18 protein-coding genes and 1 pseudogene are annotated in these 20,809 nt (G+C 43.2%); 1 reads left to right on the top strand and 18 read right to left on the bottom strand.

Going from position 1 to position 20,809, the window contains the following annotated elements; genetic code table 11:
- Nucleotides 1-16: 16 nt before the first annotated feature.
- The 18 genes and pseudogenes from B5X77_RS16365 to B5X77_RS16280 form a co-directional block, all read right to left on the bottom strand.
- Nucleotides 17-1,546 (bottom strand): aldehyde dehydrogenase family protein, encoded by a 1,530-nt coding sequence (locus B5X77_RS16365; RefSeq protein ID WP_079509014.1) that lies wholly within the window; start codon nucleotides 1,544-1,546, stop codon nucleotides 17-19.
- Between the two features lie 67 nt (nucleotides 1,547-1,613).
- Entirely contained in the window at nucleotides 1,614-1,847 is a 234-nt protein-coding gene (locus B5X77_RS16360; protein WP_079509013.1) for a hypothetical protein, read from the bottom strand.
- Between the two features lies 1 nt (nucleotide 1,848).
- Nucleotides 1,849-2,742, bottom strand: coding sequence for a R2-like ligand-binding oxidase (locus tag B5X77_RS16355; protein ID WP_079509012.1), 894 nt, complete (start codon nucleotides 2,740-2,742; stop codon nucleotides 1,849-1,851).
- Nucleotides 2,743-2,767: 25 nt separating this feature from the next.
- Nucleotides 2,768-4,294, bottom strand: a complete 1,527-nt coding sequence (locus B5X77_RS16350; RefSeq protein ID WP_079509011.1) for a class I adenylate-forming enzyme family protein — start codon at nucleotides 4,292-4,294, stop codon at nucleotides 2,768-2,770.
- Between the two features lie 54 nt (nucleotides 4,295-4,348).
- Nucleotides 4,349-5,242: an MBL fold metallo-hydrolase gene (locus B5X77_RS16345; RefSeq protein WP_176167352.1), complete on the bottom strand. Its 894-nt coding sequence runs from the start codon at nucleotides 5,240-5,242 to the stop codon at nucleotides 4,349-4,351.
- Between the two features lie 98 nt (nucleotides 5,243-5,340).
- Nucleotides 5,341-6,339 carry a phosphotriesterase family protein gene (locus B5X77_RS16340; RefSeq protein WP_079509009.1) on the bottom strand — a complete coding sequence of 333 codons (999 nt, stop codon included), beginning with the start codon at nucleotides 6,337-6,339 and terminating at the stop codon, nucleotides 5,341-5,343.
- 19 nt (nucleotides 6,340-6,358) lie between these two features.
- Nucleotides 6,359-7,333, bottom strand: a complete 975-nt coding sequence (locus B5X77_RS16335; RefSeq protein WP_079509008.1) for a quinone oxidoreductase family protein — start codon at nucleotides 7,331-7,333, stop codon at nucleotides 6,359-6,361.
- Between the two features lie 11 nt (nucleotides 7,334-7,344).
- Nucleotides 7,345-8,136, bottom strand: a complete 792-nt coding sequence (locus B5X77_RS16330; RefSeq protein ID WP_079509007.1) for an enoyl-CoA hydratase/isomerase family protein — start codon at nucleotides 8,134-8,136, stop codon at nucleotides 7,345-7,347.
- 22 nt (nucleotides 8,137-8,158) lie between these two features.
- On the bottom strand, nucleotides 8,159-8,938 hold the full coding sequence (locus B5X77_RS16325; RefSeq protein ID WP_079509006.1) for an SDR family NAD(P)-dependent oxidoreductase: 780 nt from the start codon (nucleotides 8,936-8,938) through the stop codon (nucleotides 8,159-8,161).
- A gap of 44 nt (nucleotides 8,939-8,982) precedes the next feature.
- The gene (locus B5X77_RS16320) at nucleotides 8,983-9,384 is read right to left on the bottom strand and encodes an acyl-CoA thioesterase (RefSeq protein WP_079509005.1); all 402 of its coding nucleotides are present in this window, start codon (nucleotides 9,382-9,384) and stop codon (nucleotides 8,983-8,985) included.
- A gap of 95 nt (nucleotides 9,385-9,479) precedes the next feature.
- Nucleotides 9,480-10,043, bottom strand: a complete 564-nt coding sequence (locus tag B5X77_RS16315; RefSeq protein ID WP_079509004.1) for a TetR/AcrR family transcriptional regulator — start codon at nucleotides 10,041-10,043, stop codon at nucleotides 9,480-9,482.
- Between the two features lie 82 nt (nucleotides 10,044-10,125).
- Entirely contained in the window at nucleotides 10,126-11,739 is a 1,614-nt protein-coding gene (locus B5X77_RS16310) for a long-chain-fatty-acid--CoA ligase (protein WP_079509003.1), read from the bottom strand.
- A 27-nt stretch (nucleotides 11,740-11,766) separates the two neighbouring features.
- Nucleotides 11,767-12,519: pseudogene (locus tag B5X77_RS16305) on the bottom strand (SDR family NAD(P)-dependent oxidoreductase).
- 147 nt (nucleotides 12,520-12,666) lie between these two features.
- Nucleotides 12,667-13,446, bottom strand: a complete 780-nt coding sequence (locus tag B5X77_RS16300; protein ID WP_079509002.1) for a class I SAM-dependent methyltransferase — start codon at nucleotides 13,444-13,446, stop codon at nucleotides 12,667-12,669.
- Nucleotides 13,437-13,802, bottom strand: coding sequence for an NUDIX hydrolase (locus B5X77_RS16295; protein WP_306807368.1), 366 nt, complete (start codon nucleotides 13,800-13,802; stop codon nucleotides 13,437-13,439). Before B5X77_RS16295 ends, B5X77_RS16300 begins: the two co-directional genes overlap by 10 nt.
- A gap of 298 nt (nucleotides 13,803-14,100) precedes the next feature.
- Entirely contained in the window at nucleotides 14,101-15,162 is a 1,062-nt protein-coding gene (locus B5X77_RS16290; RefSeq protein ID WP_079509001.1) for a DUF3900 domain-containing protein, read from the bottom strand.
- A 110-nt stretch (nucleotides 15,163-15,272) separates the two neighbouring features.
- A complete protein-coding gene (locus tag B5X77_RS16285) occupies nucleotides 15,273-18,410 on the bottom strand; it encodes an AAA family ATPase (protein ID WP_079509000.1) in 3,138 nt (1,045 codons plus the stop codon).
- A complete protein-coding gene (locus B5X77_RS16280) occupies nucleotides 18,407-19,552 on the bottom strand; it encodes an exonuclease SbcCD subunit D (protein ID WP_079508999.1) in 1,146 nt (381 codons plus the stop codon). Before B5X77_RS16280 ends, B5X77_RS16285 begins: the two co-directional genes overlap by 4 nt.
- A gap of 273 nt (nucleotides 19,553-19,825) precedes the next feature.
- Between B5X77_RS16280 and B5X77_RS23935 the strand changes: the two genes are divergently transcribed.
- Nucleotides 19,826-20,668, top strand: a complete 843-nt coding sequence (locus tag B5X77_RS23935; RefSeq protein WP_079508998.1) for an STAS domain-containing protein — start codon at nucleotides 19,826-19,828, stop codon at nucleotides 20,666-20,668.
- The last annotated feature ends 141 nt before the right edge of the window (nucleotides 20,669-20,809 follow it).

The raw sequence follows: 20,809 nt of genomic DNA, 5'->3' as shown, positions 1-20,809 counted from the left end.
TTTTATATATATTGTCTTATTCAGCTGTATCGGAAAGAAGCAAGCCATACCAGTTCCGCTTGTGGACTTCAGGAACCATAGAAGTGTGGACATGCTTGACTTGAGTATAGGCATCAAGTGAGTGCTTGCCCATCTCGCGGCCAATACCGCTCTGCTTATAACCGCCAAATGGAGCATCATTGCGCAGCATATGCCAGTCATTGATCCAGACAACACCTGCTTGCAGCTTGCGTGCGACGTCATATGCTTTATTGACATCCTGTGTCCATACTCCGGCAGCAAGACCATAAATGGAATCATTGGCCATCTTGATCGCTTGGTCTAACTCGGTGTATCGAATAATGGATAAGACCGGTCCGAATATTTCTTCTCGGGCGATCTTCATGTCATTTGTGACATTGGTAAATATCGTCGGTTCAATAAAATGACCATTTTCACAGCCCGCAACTATTCTTTCCTGGCCTCCGCAAACGAGAGTTGCTCCTTCTTCTTTACCAGATTGGATGTAGGATAAGATTGTATCTTTTTGCTTTTTAGAGATAACGGGACCAACATCTGTTGAAGGGTCGAGAGGATTCCCCAGCTTGATTTTACCAGCCAGCTTAACAAGGTTTTCCACAATTACGTCATGCAAATGATCTGGTACAAACAACCGCGTTCCTGATTCACATAGCTGACCTGAATGCAGGAAAACCCCAAACAGGCTGCCAGGAATGGCGATGCTTAGGTCGGCATCATCCAGAATGATATTTGGGGACTTTCCGCCAAGCTCAAGTGTTGTATTCTTCACTGTGCCAGCAGCGAGCTGCATCACTTTTCGGCCTACCTCAGTTGAACCTGTAAAAGCAACCTTGTCGACTTTAGGGTGGCTGACAAGTGTTTCTCCAACTTCAGCACCCGGGCCGGTTACGACGTTAATGACACCCGGCGGGACGACTTGAGAAATGATTTCGGCAAGCTTTAGCGTTGATAAAGGAGTATCGCTTGCAGGCTTGACCACAATCGTATTTCCCATCGCTAAGGCCGGAGCTATTTTCCAGGTGGCAATCATCATTGGCAGGTTCCAGGGAGTGATCGCAGCACATACGCCGATCGGTTCACGCCAGATAAAATTGTGTGCAGGGCCAGGGAATGGCGGGCTTGGAAGCGTTTCCGAAAAAGGATATTCTTCTGCAAATTTTGCCAGTGTTTGAAACAAATCAACCATTTGCAGGATGTCGTTTGCTCCGATTCTCCTCACGGTGCCGCCGGAGCTGATTGCTTCAAGATACGCGAGTTCTTCTGCATTGGCAGCTATTTGATAAGAAATAGCGTATAGTACCTTAGATCTGTCTATAGGCTTCATATCTTTCCAGTCAGTTTCATCAAATGCTTTTCTTGCTGCCTCAACTGCCCGGTCAACATCCTCAGCATTGCCTTTTGCGACACGCGCGACCAGTTCCCCAGTAGCAGGATTAAAGACATCAAAAGTTTCCTGGCTGCTTGCAGCCTCCCATTTTCCATTGATAAATAACGGAAATGTTTTTACATCGACATTTACAGTCATTCTGAAACCTCCTTAATAACTTTTTTGAAACTTCAATTACGTTTCCTCATTCATTAAAAAAATCCGGTTATACTGAATCTAGATGTCCTTTGTTTATTTCTACTGGGTTTGCCTGCCAAAAAGAAAAATACAGCAGCCGACTGTTAGCGCTTATCAGGCAAAAATGAATTTTATCGATCATATTCTCAGGTTTATCGACCAGGTTTGGAAATATATCGATCACTTTTTCAGATTTATCGACCACATTTATATTTATATCGGTCATAAAACTTTTTCCGGCGTATGACATCAAATCTAGCAACCTACAATACTCCCATTTCTGTCTCAGTGACTTTATAAATCTCTTCGATCCTTTTGCCTCTTGCTCTTGAGAGGATTTCCATCCGTACTGAGAGCTGTCTTAATGTGAAGTTCATGGTATCTTCTATTTGATTGCCAAAGGTGCTCACATCCTTGTCACGGAAGCCCTCCTGGTTCAAGCGGATGGCAAGCGGAGTCAGCTCCTGCATTTTGCCTTCAACAAATTCGTACAAATGAGGATGCTCGCAGATCAACCTTTGCAGCAGGAAGGTTCCATAGCCGATATGTCTTGACTCGTCCCTTTTCAAATTACCGATTCCCTTAAGAAGTCCTGGCATCAGGCCGAGGGTCTCGAGATTTTGATAGAAGGAATAATAGCCGGTTTCGGCAAGTACTCCTTCAACGAACATGTTATATACGGTTGCTGCTTCGGCTACGGCTTCCGGTGATTGGTCAGTCAGCAGGCGATCCATCGTAGTTGGCAAAATTTCATAGAAAATCTTTTTATATGTTTCTGTATGGTGATCTGAAAGATCGCCTGTCTCTCCCAGTGCATTCAAAACAAGCCTGAAAAACTCTGTATGCTTGGCCTCTTCAAACAGGAAGGTTGTTAGGAACATCTCTTCCTCGAGCCTGCCTTCCTTGGCGATTGCCATGATCAGCGGCAGCAGGTCGAGTGTGACAGCTTCCTCACCGGCCTGGAATTGCGAGATCAGTCGGAGAATATCATTTTGCTGTTCGGCATTCAGCTGCTCCCAGTCTTTTTGATCCTGGGTAAAGTCGATATCTGCAGGGTTCCAGATTCCGAATTTCTTCGCCTTTTGATAGAGGCGGAAAGGGAAGGAATCCACCTGCAGACCGCGTTTGCTAGTCGTTAAAATCGTTCTCTGTTCCACTAGTATCCCTCCTTAATTGATCGTTTTATTGCGTAATAATATTTGCAGCGTTTTCTCTTAACCTCGTTTTAAGAATCTTGCCTACTCCATTGCGAGGCAATGCTTCCATAAACACAATCCGCTTCGGGGTCTTGTTTTTAGCTAGATGCTCCTGGCAGTAACGAATCAATTCCTCTTCCGAAGGATTGGCTTCCGGTTTTGTTACGACACATGCTACGATTTCCTCGCCCATACGTTCATCAGGCACGCCGACTACCGCAGCTTCCGAAACATACTCATGGGCGTTCAGCAGCTCTTCGATATCACGGGGATAGACATTGAAGCCGCCTCTTATCACAAGATCTTTTTTCCTGTCGACGATATACAGATAACCATCTTCATCAACCCTGGCCATATCACCTGTAAACAGCCATCCATCCTTAATGACACGGTTTGTTTCTTCTTTGTTTTGATAATAACCTGGAGTAACATTGTCTCCAGAAACAACCAGTTCTCCAACCTGTCCAGCAGGAACCTCGCTGCCTTTATCGTCAACGATTTTTATTTGGACCCCTGGAATCGGAATTCCGACAGAGCCCGGCTTAATTTCAATTTTTTTATTATGTGCGGTAACAACGGGGGCCGCTTCAGATAAGCCATACCCTTCGTATACCTTCGCACCGAATTTTTGGCGGAAACCATTCAACAGGGCGATTGGCAGCGGTGCTGAACCAGAACCGATCCATTCCAAAGAAGATGTATCGGATTGATCTGCCTGAGGACTGCCGACCATCGCGTGAATCATGGCAGGCACGGCTGAAAAAGATTTCACTTTATATTTCTCAATGGCTTTAAAAATTTGCCCTGGATCAAATCTGGGGAACACAACAACCGAGCTGCCTGTTATATAGCATGTGTTCGAGATGGTCAGCCCGTATACATGAGCGAGCGGGAGAACTCCGATTGTAACGCCTCTTTCGGTTTCATTATGTGCTGCTGAGTTCACTGCATTGGTGTAGAGGTTTTTGTGGGTCAATAGAACGCCTTTTGGATTTCCAGTCGTTCCTGAGGTGTATAAAATAACGGCTGTTTCATTTTCATCCGTTTCAAGTCCGGGAACTTCTTGTACAGAAGCTTCTTTTGACAATAAATCATCTAGAGTCAAAACCCCATCACTGCTTTCAGCGTCTGTGACAACAAGTATTGGCTTGCTTTCCAATCCTTCAATCGCTTTTTTCATGTTTTCTGCTGTATAGGATGAGGCAATGACCACTTTGGCTTCACAATTTTTGATGATATATTGAATTTCTTTTGGATGAAGGGTGAACATGATTGGAACAATAACTGCGCCGCTCCTGGTTATTCCCTGATAAGAAAAGATTACTTCAGGATTATTCGGCATACAGACGACAACCCTGTCTCCTTGCTTAACACAGTGTTGTTTGATTCCATTGGCAATTAGGTCAGCGTATTTTTTTGTTTCAACATTTGTATATTGCTGATCCTGATAATAGATAAATGGATATTCTCCATATTTACTGATATTATTTTCAAGCAGCTCTTTAAGCTTCATTTAACCCTCTCCTTGTACAAAGTATAAGAAAGGCACCCGCTTGCTTTTGTTTTATCAGATTAATCCGTAATAGTTAATAGAATCATGTTCCTTCTTCATCACCTCGTTCCGTGCTTCCATTAAATCAAGATGTCCCTGAATTTGTGAAAGTCCCAAAAAGACGATAGCCCCTTTCAGATGTGGGTAGACACCCTGGCTTATCTCAAAAACACTTTTGGCTCCATCCGCTAAAATCCCTCGTATTTGCATGCAGCGTGCATCTTGTTGCGCTAACCTTTTATCAATAAGCTCAATATGCTTTGAAAAAGGTTTCCCATGTCCTGAAAAACATTTTCCAAGCCGTTTTTCCCGGGATTTTCGAAGAGATTCTCTATACTGGATTAAGGGGAATGGTCGATGAATCGCTCCCGGAACAGGGGGTTCAATAAATGCATTAACGGCTAGCTCAGGGATAATATGGTCACCTACAAAAGTAATCCCTTCCTGTTCATTCATGAGAAGGACATCCGTCTGGCTATGACCAGGAACATAAAGCACTTTGTATGGTAATCCTCCTATGTAGATCTTATCGTCTTCACTAATATAACGGACATCACGCCAGATCTCCTCCTTGTATTTTCGGTCATGCTGATGAATGAAAGGATCAGCCCCACACTGTTTGATAAACTTATTAAAAAACTCGTTCGTCCTGTGAAATTCGGACTCGCCGCCAGTAATCACTGGTTCTGCCAGCTTATGGACATACACCGGAAGTCCGGCTTCCTGCTGGATCATGCCAACACCACCAGCGTGGTCAGTGTGCATATGTGTTACAATCATATGATCAAAATCTGTCAACTTGAGTTTGTGCTCTTTTAAGAGTGATTTAAGCTGGTAAAAGGATTTCTCACCTGGATTCCCTGTATCTATTAGTGTAGCTGTTTCGCCAAGAACCGCGTAAACGACCACAATTCCTTCAGAAAAAGGCGAATTAAGTGTAAGTGGGATAATTTTTTGGATAAGTCTTCGCCCCTTTCTATCAGAATCAAATGTTTAAACTATTAGTTTCAAGAACTCACTTTTACAGAAGATCCTGAGAACAACCCAGCTGCATTTCCGCCAAGCATCTTATCGATTTGTGATTCTGATACTCCGTTATCCCTTAGCTGAGGGAGGATATTTGTGAATATATGGCCTGGCTGCCAGTTCTCCATGATCTTTGCTGCCTGTTCAGGCATAACCGGAGGCCGGCCGAGCCAGATATTAACAGTATCATGCGCCAGTAAAATTTGGTCCTCATATCCTTCATTAACAAGGGCAAGCAGAGTCTGCACTCTTTCGTGGTCAAATGGCGCTCCTACCATCCCCTGGATGCCGAAACGGTCAAATCCGATCCTTACGCCTTGGTCAAGAACCTGTTTATGATATTCAGGATTTGTATTGCCGCACATATGGCCGATGATAATTTTCCCCGGATCAGCTCCATGTTCAATCAGGAACCTTGCCTGTTCTGGCCCCATGGTTCCTTCCTGGGTATGCGTCAGGATAACGGCCCCTGTTTCCTTCTGTACACGAGCGCCTGCACGGAAGAACATTTTTTCGTATTCAGTGATTTCATCCTTGCTCGAAGCCAGTTTGATAACTCCTGGCTTGATTCCTGTACCAGCAATCCCTTCTGTCAGCTCTTTCTTGAACATTTCATAGATTTCCTCTTCAGCTGTGCCAAGAGCCTGCCTGAACTTGAAATAAGGAGTAGCTCCTTCGCCTTCGTAATAATAGCCAGTTGCACAGATGATCTGCAGTCCGGTAGCTTCAGAGATTTTCTTTAGGAATTCAGGATTTCTGCCACATTCATTTGGGGTCGGGTCCACAACAGTCCTGACTCCGAAGCTCTGAATATGCCTGGCAATATTGATGGCTTCTTCCAAAGCTGATTCTTCACAAAATGCCCCTAATGTCACATCTCCCTGGAACCCTGGATAACCAAAAATGAAGTGTTCATGAATCAATGTTTTCCCCAATTGCTCTGAGTTAATTGGGCCTCTTACAGTATTGATCATTGCCATACTCTGATACACCTCTGTTCTAAGGTTTTAGAATCAGTTTTCCTTTTGTCTGGCGAGACTGTAAAAGACGATGGACCTCTGCTGCCTGGTCCAATGAATATACTCCGCCGATGGTCAGCCTTAGTTGCCCCTTCGATATAAATTCGAGCATTTCAGCCATGCTAGATTGAATTAATGCTGGCTTCCTCATGATTTGCGGGAGGAAAAAGCCAATGACAGATTGGTTTCTGGCCATAAGTGATGACGGGTAAAAGCGGCTCTGCTCTCCGCTGGCTACTCCATAGATGACCAGCCGGCCAAATGTGGCCAGGCATTTCAACGTTTTATTGAAGATTTCGCCTCCCGCCATTTCAAGAGCGACATCCACTCCCTTTCCACCGGTTGCTTCAAGCACCTTTTCTTCCCAGCCCTGTTCGGTGTAGTTAATTAAAACATCAGCTCCCATATCAGCAGCTAGTTCTAGCTTATCCTTGCTGCTAGCAGTTGCTATTACCTTGCCGGCACCTAATAGCTTTGCTAGTTGAACGGCCAGTGTGCCTACACCACCCGCCGCTGCATGCACCAAAACCGTTTCATCTTTTTCCAGCCGGCCCATCGTTTTTAAAATGTGATAGGCGCTCAATCCTTGAAGCGGGAGAGCAGCTGCCTGTTCAAAATCCATATGATCACCTAAAGGAATCAGTCCTCTGCTGTCAGCCAGTGCATACTCAGCATAACCTCCTGACTCAATCAAGGTAACAATCCGGTCCCCTGGTTTTACATTGGTTACGGCTTCTCCAGTTTCTGCTACCATACCGGAAATTTCTGCTCCTGGAATAAATGGAAGATTAGTAGGAACGACATACTGGCCTTCTCTTCTTGCCGTGTCGGCATAGTTGACGCCGATCGCATGGACTTCTATCAACACTTGATTCCCTTTAGGTGTCGGCCGCTCAAGTTCAATAACTTGAAGAACTTCTGGTCCTCCATATTCTTTAAATTGAATTGCTTTCATCGTTAGCCTCCTTAGTTGCCAGTAAAGTTCGGTTTCCGTTTTTCTTTGAAAGCCGAAATGCCTTCAAGATGGTCATCTGTTGATACCATCATTGTTTGGGTGATTCTTTCCTGTTCCAAAATTTCTTCCAGAGTTGAGCTCATTGAATGGTCCACGAGTTTTTTGATCATGCCATAAGTCCGTGTCGGCCCGTTGGCAAGCTGGCCCGCAAGCTTGAAAGTCTCCTCTTTAAGTTTTTCCAATGGGACAAGATAGTTAACGACACCTAGCTGGTAAAGGCGTTCAGCTGGAATGGGTTCTGCAGTGAACATAAACTGTTTGGCCAGATGCGGACCCACAAGTCTTGTTACAAAGTATGAACCACCCCCATCGGAAACAAGCCCTACCTGTGAAAAACTTAAAGCAAACTTGCTGTCGTGTGCTGCGATGATCAAATCACAGGCAAGTGCCAGGTTGAAACCCGCCCCTGCTGCAAAGCCATGTACAGCAGCAATAATGGGTTTCTCAGTATTTTTTATGGCAAGAATGCATTCGTTTAATTTTCCAATATGGTCATAAACACCAATTGCATTTGCCTGGCCCATCGTTTTAACATCCCCGCCTGCACTGAAGGAACGCCCTGAACCAGACAGAACGATGACTTTTACCTCATAATCCTTCTGCGCCATTCGGATTTCCTCTGTCAGACCAAGGATCATTTCCGGGCTGAAAGCGTTGAGGCTTTCGGGCCTGTTAAGGGTCAATGAAAGTACCCCGCCGTTTCTGTTAATGATTAAATGGTCACTCGTTTTTACTTCAGTCAAATTCTTTCACCCTTTCCATTCTCTACTTGATTAACCAGCCGCCATCAACCAGGACGTCAGACCCTGTCATATAAGATGCTTCTTGTGAAGCAAGAAATGCTATGACATTTGCGACTTCTTCCGGCCTGCCAGCACGTTTCAGCGCAGTATTTTTCCTGATCGCCTTTACGAATTGTTCATTCTTCATACCCTGCTCCGTTAAAGGTGTCTCCACAAAACCAGGAGATACAGAGTTTACCCTGATGCCAAACGGGGATAATTCCAGAGCGAGTGCTTTTGTGAAATTGATGACACCGGCCTTCGCTGCACTATAATGTGGAATATGAGCCCCTGCCTGATGTCCCGATAACGAGGCTACATTAACGATGGACCGCCTTTGCAAATGGTCTTGTTCTTCATTGGCTTTACCCGCCATCAAATTGCCAAGTATTTTTGAAACAAGGAATACGCTTTTGAGATTAGTATTCTGTACAAAATCCCAGTCATTTGCTGAAGTTTCCATGATTTTGGAATGGACCGAGCCGCCTGCGTTATTCACCAGGACATGCAAATCCCCGAATTGTTCCATAATATAGTCAGCTAATTCTCTGACATCTTCTTCATCCGTTACATCTGCCGGGAAAACTTCGGCTCTTGGTAGTTTGTGTCCCTCATTTATCTCTTTTGCGACAGCATCAAGCTTTGATTTTGTCCGGCCAACTAAGATCACCTTTGATCCCTCGTCAGCCAGCCGTGTCGCCGCAGCCTTCCCAATACCACTGCCCGCACCTGTAACAAGAGCTACAGTTTCCGAAAATCTCAAACATGCCACCTCCTGATTCGAATAAAAACAAAATATTCAGTTATTTATACAGGCAAAAAGTAGCTCTTCAATCCTTCCTTGAGCAACTCAGGCAAGACTTCACTCTTTTGGTTATTGAAGTCATAAAACACAACAATAGCATTACCTTTAGCAATCAACTGTTTAGTTTGTGAACAGACAATGTCATGCTCTAGCTGGAAGCTTTTTGTCCCAATCCTTGAAACATATGTTTTTACGGTCAAATGTTGATCAAAATAACCCTGGCTGACAAAATCACATTTAGTGGAGGCTAAAATGAATTTCCATTCCTCCAGTTGCATACTGTAACCCAATGACTCGAAAAATCTGATTCTTGCCTCTTCAAGATATACAAAATAGCTGGTATTGTTGATGTGCCCCAGGGCATCGGTCTCTCCGAAGCGAGCTCTAACTTCTATTTCCTGCATCTTTATCTCCTCTCTTTTATCCAGGTCCATACTAACCGGTTGGTATGTTAGGTGAACAGAAGGAGGCTTTTTTCAAGCCTCTACTCCTTTATTCTTCAATCAACTTCAATTCCCTTTAAGATCATTTCGACAAATATCTCGGCCACTTCCCTGTCAGTTGCCTTTCCTTCAGGGTTGAACCACTGATAACTCCAGTTGGCAGCACCTAGAATACCAAAGGTGACAATCACTGGGTTCAAGTCCTTCCGGAACTCGCCACGGTCCATTCCATTACGAATAAGCCGTTCCACATTCATCCGGAATTGATCGCGTTTGGAAATTATTTGTGCAAGCCTGTCATCACTTAAGTGACGCATCTCCCGAAAAAAGATTTTAGCAGATGAGCCCTTTGTTTTTATACTGCTGATTAGCATATAAACGATATCGAACAATTTTTGTTTGCTTGTCGACTGTCCGCCTAAAATTTCTTCTTGTCGGCCAAGCAATTCGTCTATATATCTAAGATGGATGTCCATCAGCAGTTCTTCTTTGCTGGAAAAATAATAATAGAAGGATCCTTTTGTTACTCCAAGTGAATCGACAATATCCTGGATGGATGTCTCACTGAAGCCTTTCTTTTCAAATAGTTTAATGCTATGCTCAGTTATTTTTTCTTTCACTTTGCTGTCCTCGCAATCATTCTAGTCTGCACAAAAATTATACCATATTTTACCCCCTGTCCCATGTTGCTTAAATCACTTATTAACTTTTTAATAATTCTTCCCTGAGAGCCCTTCTCAAAATTTTGCCAACACTCGTTTTCGGCAGCTGTTCACGGAATTCTACTACATTAGGAACCTTGTATGCGGCCATGTTCTGACGGCAAAACTCCTTGATGCCAGCCTCATCTGCTTCTTTTCCTGCCTTCAGCACTATGACTGCTTTTACTGCTTCACCGCGATATTCATCAGGAATCCCGATAACCACGGCTTCCTGGACTGCTGGGTGTTCATAGAGTACTTCTTCAATATCACGGGGATATATATTATAGCCGCTTGCTATAATCATATCTTTTTTCCTGTCGACAATATAAAGGTATCCTTCTTCATCAACCCGGGCAATATCACCAGTGTAAAGCCATCCGTCCCTCAGTGTATTAGCTGTTTCTTCTGGCATATTCCAGTATCCTTTCATCACCTGCGGACCTTTAATGATAACTTCTCCGAGTTCCCCAACTGGCACTTCTTCGGTACCGGAGGCAAGGTCAACAATTTTATACTCTGTTGATGGCATGCCGATTCCCACACTGCCCGGCTTTCTCTCGGCAAAACTTGGATTGCAATGTGTAGTAGGGGCGGCTTCGGAGAGTCCGTAACCTTCGAGAATCTTCGAACCTGTTTTCCTTTCGAATTCACGCAACAGCTCAACTGGCATTGGAGCGCTGCCACTGTTGCAAATCTCTATGCTGCCGATACCATACTCCTCAGCTTTCGGGTGATTTGTGATAGCGACATACATAGTTGGAACACCAGGGAACATTGTGGGTTGCTCGTTTTTAATCGTCGTGAGGACTTCTTCCAAATCAAAGCGCGGCAGCAAAATTATTTCTGCGCCTGTATAGATTGATAGATTCATACAAGCTGTCATTCCAAAAACATGGAACAATGGGATAACTGTCAATGAGCGCTCTTTTCCGGGCTTAATGTCATGCTTGAAAAATTCATATGACTGCAGCACATTGGCTAGAAGATTCTGGTGAGTCAGCATGGCTCCTTTTGATCTTCCCGTTGTTCCACCTGTGTATTGCAAAACTGCAATATCCTCTGCAGGATTCATATCAACAATGGAAACCCTGCCGCTGCTTTCTCCCAGAAACTCTTCAAACTTGGTGTCCTGACCAAATTCGAAATCTGATGGCTGCAGGCTTACGGCGATAATATTTTTTAATCCAGTAGATGCTTGCACACTCTTAACCTTCTGGTACAGTGCATCAAGAACCAGAATTGTTTCCGCACCTGAATCATTCAGGATATATTCTAATTCTCGTTCAACTGACATGGGGTTAACTTGGGTGACGATTGCTCCTGCTGTCAAGACGCCAAAGTAGGAAATAACATACTGAGGGCAATTTGGCAGCATGATTGCTACCCTGTCGCCGATTACCACCCCTCGGTTCTGAAGGGCAGATGCAAAATGGGTCACATTTTGCAATAATTGTTCATAGCTGGTTTTCCGGCCATAAAACGAAAGGGCAATGTTGTGAGGATACTTTTCTGCAGATTCACGAAGCATTTGCGGCAAAGATTTTTCAGGTAAAGTGATCGTTGTTTCAATGGAGTCAGGATACTTGGAAAGCCAGTCTTTTTTCTCACTCATTACTTTTCCTCCATTCAAATATATTTGCTAAAATGTCAACCCGCCGCCGTCAACTGACAAGGTCGCACCAGTGATAAAAGATGCTTCGTCAGAGGCAAGGAACAGGACAGCGTTCGCAACCTCTTCAGGTGTCCCGATTCTCCCCAGAGCATTTGCCCTGGATATGATCGGCCATTTCTTCTCATCATTCTACCAGCCTTCAATGATTTGTGTATCGATGACACCTGGTGCAATGGCATTTACACGAATATTATGACGGCCGTATTCAAGTGCAGCATTTTTAGTCAGGAGAACTACCCCAGCTTTGGAAGCATTATAGGCAGCCAAGTATTTCTGCCCTTTCAGACCTAGTAAGCTTGATGTGTTGATGATGGCACCGCCGCCAGCCTTTTTCATCTGTGGTACAGCATGCTTTATTCCAAGAAACACCCCTTTTAGATTAATATCCATTATTCGATCCCAATCTTTTTCATCCAGGTCGACACTCTTAACGTTGGGATGCCCAATGCCGGCGTTATTAAAAAGGATATCTAATCGGCCGAAATGGTCAACAGCCGCAGATACTAGGTCTGAAATTTGCCTGGAATCGCTTACATTAGTTTCGAGAAAAAAAGCGGTTCCTCCCTGTTGCTCGATCATACCGGCTGTTTCTCTTCCTCCTTCAATGTTTAAATCGCCAATGGCAACCAGTGCTCCTTCTCTTGCAAAAGCCAGAGCTGCGGCACGGCCAATTCCGCTTGCACCGCCTGTAATGATGGCTGTTTTGTTTGCTAATCTCATTTATTTCCCCCTTAGTTTCATTATACTAACCGGTCGGTATGTACGGTTTACTTTATTATAACGCTTATATTGAAATATTCAACTATTAGTCTAAATATTCTAAAAATAAACAATGCCACCCAAGGAAATTCCAAGGCGGCATCATGGCTATAAATTTAGTTTGATTGCTTTTGTTGCGACAAAGCATTTAATATACTCATCCAGTGGCCTTCTGCCCCCAAAATCGTCTTCATACATACCGGCAATGACGAATCCTGCCTCAATTTGCCCTTGTATTTGTTCTTCTAATGTATGCCAAAATTCTATCGTTTCATCTAATCTGATATAGTCTTCCTTTTCTTGTACTGTCAAACTATCGACTGTGGATCCTGGTATTTTGTTTTTAACCACCAGGTTTCCTTTCCTGTCTTCTTCATCATCAAAAATGAAAAGCAGTGGATTTGTGAATCCGGATATTAATGTACCTTTGTTTTTCAGAACTCTTGATGCTTCCTTCCAGACTTGTGAAATATCTTCAACAAAGACATTGGCCACAGGATGAAGGATAAGATCGAACTCTTCATCACTGAATACAGAAAGATCAGACATGCTGCATTGCACCGTTTTAAGATTAAGATGGTCTCTTTTTGCTACTAATCGGTCCTGTTCGAGTTGTTTTGCAGAAATATCAACCACCGTAACATCAGCACCCGCTGCGGCCAAAACTGGTCCCTGTTGACCACCGCCTGACGCAAGACAAAGAACCCTCAGTCCTTCCATAGAATCCGGAAACCAGCTGCGGGGAACCGGCTTTCCGGTAGTTACCGTGATCTCCCAATCGCCTGCCTTGCTCTTTTCAATCACTTCTTCCGAAACTGCCTTTGTATAAACAGCACCTTCTTCAACCTTCTTGTCCCACGCACGGCTGTTTTGTATAACTACATCCATTTCAATTTCCCCCTAACGTTTTTAATCTTTTTTTCAATAGCAGAGCTTAGAATAGAATCATAAATCTCATGCCAGTCCGCATAATACTCCCGTATACGAGGAGGATCTATAAATATTCTATCAGCAGATTCATAACCTGCTTCGAATTCATGGATTTTTGTAATATCCATTCGATAAAAAATCTGATAACCTATCTTTGGGTAAGGGCCATCTTCTTTCCAAAGATAATTTTCGCTTTGGTCTACAGTGACCCTTCCTAACGGGCTGCAATGTCCTTCAACATAAGCCTCTTCCATCGTTTCCCGTTTAAAACATTCCACTGGAGACTCATCAGGTTCAATATGTCCTCCTGTCATGTCCCAGCCACGGTTATTGAGCTTTACCAATAGCAGCTTTTCGTCAAGGAAACAAAAACCGTGGACGCTGGTAATGAGATTCCTCGGTGGAAGCTGTCACCATTTTGCCAGGTCAATTTTACTCTGGAATCGCCCCAATTCACATATGTAGTGACCAAACTATAACACCTCTTATAAACTCAGTTCCTTCTAACCTACTTTCCAATTATACCCATACGGCTGAAAAAATGACAATAAAAAAGAAAGCATCAGTGGCTCCGATGCTCTCTTTAAAACTTTTCATTTATGATCAGGCAATCTAGCTTTTTTGCCTGATTCTCTCAACTACCGTCCCGATTTCATCAGGTTTAGCAAACTCAACCGGAGAAAAGCCTTTCTCAAAGGTAATAGTATCTGACTCGATCATCAAGACATATTTTCCGTTCAATTTTGCAAGGTGAATTCTGTCGCCATAATCTGCGAGCAATCCTTTTACTGAGATATGGTCCATTTTCATTTTTAATTCCAGCTGGGGAGTATGTTCGATAAGCTGGGCTGCAGCTTCGATGACTTGTTGCGGCTCAAATCGCTCCTGCAGTTCCCGTTTATCGCTGGCTGCCCATATTTCCATTGCATTTTCGAGCTGTACTCGCTCTTCACTTTCCGGCTCAAATGTTTCCTCCATGTGTCCGCGGACCATCTCTATTACTTGGGTTTTGACGATCTCTGGCATGGACTGGCCATATTCAACATATTTAAGGAAGTCTTCAAAATAACGCGCATGAGAAGACTGGTTGATCTTCAGCTCGTTATCCTGAATCATCCCTTCCTCAGGCATGAAAGGATATTGTATCGATTTCATGTTTTTAGTGGTAATCGCCATTTCAACCTGACGGATCAATGTGGATTCATCGGAAATAGAAGCTACCTTCGGTTCAAAATCACATTTCAGGATGAATACAAAGGCATCATCAAAATACTTGCGAAGCTTCGCTCTGGCTACAATGAAGGCACCTCCTCGAACAGCACTAGTATCAACATAGGCAATTGCAAACTTTTCGCTCTCCTGCTGAAAGTCCTCTTTAGATTCTGCGAAACGGACGCGGCTGAACAGATTATAGTTGGGGTTTGATGTTAAATCGTGTCCTTCTTCAACAATGAAGTAGCCGAGCTTTGTTGGGACTTCATCCGTTTTCGGATGGCGTTCGACCTTTCGTTTGACTATTTTAGCAAACTCACCATCGAGAAAATCTTTTAGATGACTGCTTTCATACTCTGCTTCATTTAATGTCTGAAAATGCTTATACCTTTTATCTGCCTGGTCGCCTTTGCCTTCTACTTGGATTACGTAAAATGATAGGTATTGAACTTCAAATTCCATGTTAAAACTCCCTGCTGACTATATTTAAAAATTGCTTACCCGATTTATCGAAAGTTAGTATCTATAAGCGAGAAAATACAGCATCTTTTCAAGGATGCTGTAATTTCTCGTTAATTCATTAACACAAATTCTGTCCGGCTTCCAGTTTGTGTAGAAATGACCTCAAGTCTTGCATCGATTCGCTCCTTCAGTTCAGGTACGTGGGAAATGATTCCGACTAAGCGGCCGCTGCTCTGGATATCGATCAATGCCTCAATTGCCTGGTCAAGGGATTCTGGGTCAAGAGTTCCAAACCCTTCATCAATGAACATTGTTTCAAGCGATACTCCTCCAGCATAGTTCTGCACCACATCAGCGAGCCCCAGGGCCAATGACAGGGCGGCCTTGAAACTTTCCCCCCCAGAAAGGGTCTTTACGTGTCTTTCCTGCCCTGTGTAGGCGTCCAATACCAGCAATTCCAAACCACTCTGAACATTTCCTTTTGAACGGTCAGTTTTCCTCAATAGCCTGTACCTTCCGCTCGTCATCTTGTTCAGGCGTACATTTGCCTCTCGTAAAATATCATCCAGGAAGGCAGCCAGGACAAAGCGCTCAAAGGTTATTCTATATGTGTTCTGCCCTTTTGAAATTTCATATAAATGACCGACGAGCCTGTATTTTTCCTCAAGAAGCTTCATTTGTTCGTTTAAGGAAATAACCGTTTCGAAAATAGATTGATTATCCCGTTTTTTTAGATTCAATTCCTGATATGTCTCATCAGTTTCTTTTATCTGTTTATTTAATTCTGCGAAGCCAGTTTGGAGTGTTTCCAGATCAGGTCTCTTCATATCTTTTAGCATTTTTGAAAGCTCAGCAAAACGATCAGCTACAGACCTGACCTCTTCTCGATAATTCCTGACTTCTGTTTCGAGTTGCTGTATAGCCTGTTCATGCTTCTTTGCCTGATGATAGGCTTGATAAGTGTCAAAACCCTGGGCTGTCATATTGTTTTTAAAAGAATCCCGTTCGTCAGCTAGTTTCGATTCTATCTCCTTCAATCGATTTTCTGCTTCTTCACGGCGAGCATTTTCTGTTCCCATCAGTTCCCTGGCATCCTGGAAACTCTTTCTTGCTTGCTCCAGCTCCAGTTCCAGCTGCTTTTTCAGGAGTTCCGCTGATTGCAGTTTTACCTTGAATGCCTGCAAAGAACGCAATTCTTCCGGTATTTTCTCGGTCATTCTCTCCAGTGTAGTCTTCTTTTCAGTATACTGAATAAGCAAGTTTTGATAGCCTTCATCGAGCTCTTTCAGTTTCTGTTGCATTTTTTCTTTGCCGTCTTCAAATCTCTTGATTTCAGCTTTGATTTTTTCAAGACCTTTTTGCTTGATTGATAGCACGCTTTGCTCTTTTTTCAGCTTTTCGATATCACTTTCCGACATGAGGATAGCTTCAGTCAACTGTTCAACTTCGAATCCAGGACGGAAGCTGTTTATTTCATCAATTAATTCTTGCTTATTTGTGTTCAGTGACCTAAGATTTGTTTCAGTTTCAATAAAAGACTTTTCAGCAATGCTTTTTTCTTTCTCGATAAGAGATACCTGTTCACGCGCAGCCTTTATATCCTCTTCTGTTGGAATATAACCATCACTCGCTTTTGCTGGTTCAGGATGGTGCTCTGAACCGCATACCGGACAAGCATTTCCCTCGACCAGCCTTCCAGCTAAAACAGCAGCCTGAGAATGCAGCCATTTTTGCTGCAGCTCTTCTGCTGCAGCTTTGCTGTCGTTAAGTCGCAAAACTGCATGGCTATAATGTGCTTTGCATGTTTCAAAACTTTTTTCAGCTAAAAGGCTTTTTTGATTGTGGTTGTTCAGCTTTTTCAGCTTGTCCAACTCGCGAAGCAGCGTATCCAACTTCCGGTCATTCTCAAGATAAGTAAATTGAGCTTTCTCCGATTCTTCCTTTTCGATATGCAAAACTTTAAGACGATCTTCTGAAATCCTTAAGGCATTTTCACATTTTTCCCGGTCCTTTTTCCCAGTATCGAGGGATGCTTTCAGCTCATTTACCCTTGATTCTATATTGGCAAAAGCCAGGACCTCCTCTTTCATATTCTCAAGGCTGGCAACTTGATCAGCAGCCGTTTTCCTCACAGATTCCCGGTCAATTTGATTCTTGTATTCCTGTTCAGCTGCTAGGAGTTTTCCTGTTATCTGATCAATTTTCTTAGTAAGCAGGGCAACCTGGTGCGATGTGGAGTCAAAATCAGCCTTCAGTCTATGGCAAAGCTGTTCCTGGGCATCCAACAGGGCTGCTTTTTTAGCAAGTACGGTCTGTTTCTCTTTTTCAGCATACAATTCCGCCTGGGATTCGAGTTGTTCCTTTGTCAGCTTTAATGTCTCCAGAGATTGGATTTGTTTTAAAGCAGCTTCAGCCTCAAACAAACGCTGCTGCATAAGATCTCGTTCAGCCTGGAGTTTTTCACGGTCTTTTGCAAGACCCTTTAGTTTGTCCTCCATTGCTCCTATTTCCGTTTTTAGAAGCGGGAGGATTAAGGTATCATTAACACTGCCGGCATCTATAAGTTCCTTAAGTTCTAAATTCTCCGTTACTTTTATGCCTCGCATCTGTGAGTTTCTCTTTTCTACCTGGTCCTCAACTGTTTTTTTCAAAAGGGTTGCTTCTTCTTTCAACTTCTCTTCGATTCTTTTATAGATTTCAGTATGGAATAATCTCTGCAGAATGACTTCTTTTTCTTTACTGTCAGAAGTTAACAGCTTACGGAACTCACCCTGGGGAATCATCAAAATCTGCCTGAATTGATTGCTGTCAATGATCATAATCTCTTTAATTTTTTCATCTACTTCGCGAACATTGGATGCCAGGAGCTGCATTTCTCCATTTCCGTCAATTTGGTAGAGTTCTGACTTTGCACCAACACTGGTTGTTCCTTCCCCTGACTTCTTTTTTCTATCCTGCTGAGGAGATCTGGTAATTTTGTATGTCTTATTGCGCAGGGAAAACTCAAGAGAAACTTCAGTCAGAATATCATCTTCTGCGAACTGGCTCCGCAAGTCAGACCCATTCCTGTCCTCCCCGCTTGCCTTTCCGTAAACCGCATAACTGATGCCGTCAAAAATCGTCGTCTTACCTGATCCCGTTTTTCCGGAAATGACAAACATGGTTCTGTTTTCAAGCTGTTTAAAATCGATCGTTTCCGTTCCGGCATATGGCCCGAAAGCCTGCATTGTCAGCTTTAGAGGTTTCACTTTTGTCCCTCCTCTTTTAAAACCTTGCCAATTACATCAGTCATGACACCGCGCTTTTCTTCTGTAAATTCGCTGGTTGTCATCTCCTGGTAAAACTGTTCATAAAGTTCTAGTTCGGACTTTTTTTCTTCTCTGATGGAGGTGAACCTTTTCTTGTGCTTCTGGTCAATGGACTCAATTTTTCGTTCCAGGTGAAGGACGTTAGGAAAGACCTGCCGCAGCTTGCCCATAGGATCAATCATAGCTCCATCATCAAGTAAGGTGACTTTTAAGTAATCATTTGTATTTTCTTTTTCATAAAAAGACGGATCTAATAGCTGTTCAAGATGCCCTTCCAATTCCCGCATATCCTGTTTCGGTTTCAGGCTCTTGTATCGCATCTCGAAGCTGCCATTTTCATTCATTTCTACAATCGAAATAGACTTGCGCTGCTTTGCTTCTGAAAAGGAATATTTTAGTAGGGATCCAGAGTATTTAACTTTGTTGTGCCTTATCGCCTCTGGGCTGTGAAGATGGCCAAGTGCAGTGAATGAGAATGGGTCAAAAAGATCCTGGGTTACGCAGCCTGATCCGCCTACTGATAGCGTCCGTTCAGAATCGCAGGAATCCCCGCCAAGAACGAAAGCATGTCCAACAAAAACATTAGGTTCATTTGGATTCAGATTATCTTCTATTTTCCCAATAACTGCCTTCATCGCATCCTGGTGGGAATGAATGGAAGCATCATCAAGCAAATGGCGGACAACGCCAGGTTCCGCATATGGGATAAGGTGGAAATTAACCCCGTTGATATGTACAGGTTTAAAGTCTTTTGTCAATTTCCCTGTAAGATAAAAATGATTGTGACGGTACCAGGAACTGCCAAATGAAAGGCGTTCTGCACTATCATGATTGCCAGCAATTGCAACGATTGGTGTGTTCAACTCGACATTAATTCTGAAAAGAACTTCGTCAAGAAGCTCCACAGCATCCGTCGGCGGAACAGATCTGTCATATAAATCCCCCGCGATCACAACTGCGTCAGGCTTTTCCTCAGCCACAAGCTCTACAAATTGATTCAGTACCTCACGCTGGTCTTCTGTCATATACATTCCGTGGACAAGCTTACCTAGATGCCAATCCCCTGTGTGGATAAATTTCATGGTCATCCTCCCCATTTAGCTTTAACTCTTCTATATCATTTGTTTTAAAAATCCTCATTTGAATGTTACCATTATATCAAACTAAAAATTTTAATGTTTACTCAAAAAAAGGAAACGAACATTAGTTCTAAAGTTATTTTAGCAATGTATGATAAAGCTTTCTACACTGATTTACTTTTCAAATAAAGAAAAATACAAAGTGTTAACAGTTGACTTTTAAGAGACAGTCTTAAAGAATAGAATTATTCAATAACCAATAAAGCAGGTATCGATATGGAACAAAAAACAGAGGCTTTATACCAGTTTTTAGTTGATAATGCAACTGAATTCACGAAGGATTGGCTAGATCGCCAGCGGACTATTACTGGCTCAGACTATTCAAAAGATGCCCCGCCTGAAGTCATGAACAGGGTTAAGGAGCAAAATTCTAATTATGTCCGGCTTGTAGCTAAATCACTTTACCAGTCTGAGGAAGAGATGAAGGAAACTATTTCGGCATGGACGAGTCAGACTGCTGCAGACAGGATCAAGTCAAAAACAGACTTAAATGAAGTTGCCTGGAATTCAGGTGTATTCCGCCGTGTCTATTGGGAATATGTTCAGAAGTTTGTTAGGCAGACAGATTTGGAAATCACCCTGGATGATGTATTTACCTGGGAAAAGAAGCTGAATTATACACTTGATTATGTATTCGAAGCCTTCATTTCCGCTTTTATGGAAATTCTTATGAATCGACTGGCTTCCCAGGCAACTTTGATCAAGGAGTTAAGCGCACCAGTCATAACCCTTACAAATGAAGTTGGTCTTCTGCCGTTAATTGGTGAAATCGACACGACAAGAGCGAAAGGCTTGATGGAATCTACGTTGACCCAGAGTGTTGATTCCAAGATTCATACATTGATTATCGACCTTTCTGGAGTCATTATGGTAGATACAATGGTCGCCCACCAGATATTTAAATTGATGGAAGCCCTGAAGCTGCTTGGAGTACGTTCAATAGTAACTGGAATCCGTCCTGAAGTTGCACAGACGGCGGTACAACTAGGAATCAATTTTTCAAATATTATTACTGAAGGCAGTCTGCAAAATGTCGTCAAAAAAATCATACAAGGTTAGAAGCCTGCCAGGTATTCTGGCAGGCTTCATGTTTTAGGAAGAACATCCTCCTCCACAGCTTGAACAGCTGCTGGAACATGTGCTTCCTCCTCCGTTATCATGAATATCATGTAAGCTGCCTGATCCGCAAAATACTGCGGT

The organism is Mesobacillus jeotgali, assembly GCF_900166585.1.
GTDB classification, from domain to species: Bacteria; Bacillota; Bacilli; order Bacillales; family Cytobacillaceae; genus Mesobacillus; species Mesobacillus jeotgali_A.
The sequence above is the reverse complement of the archived record's forward strand: the minus strand, read 5'-3'. Positions and strand labels throughout refer to the sequence as shown.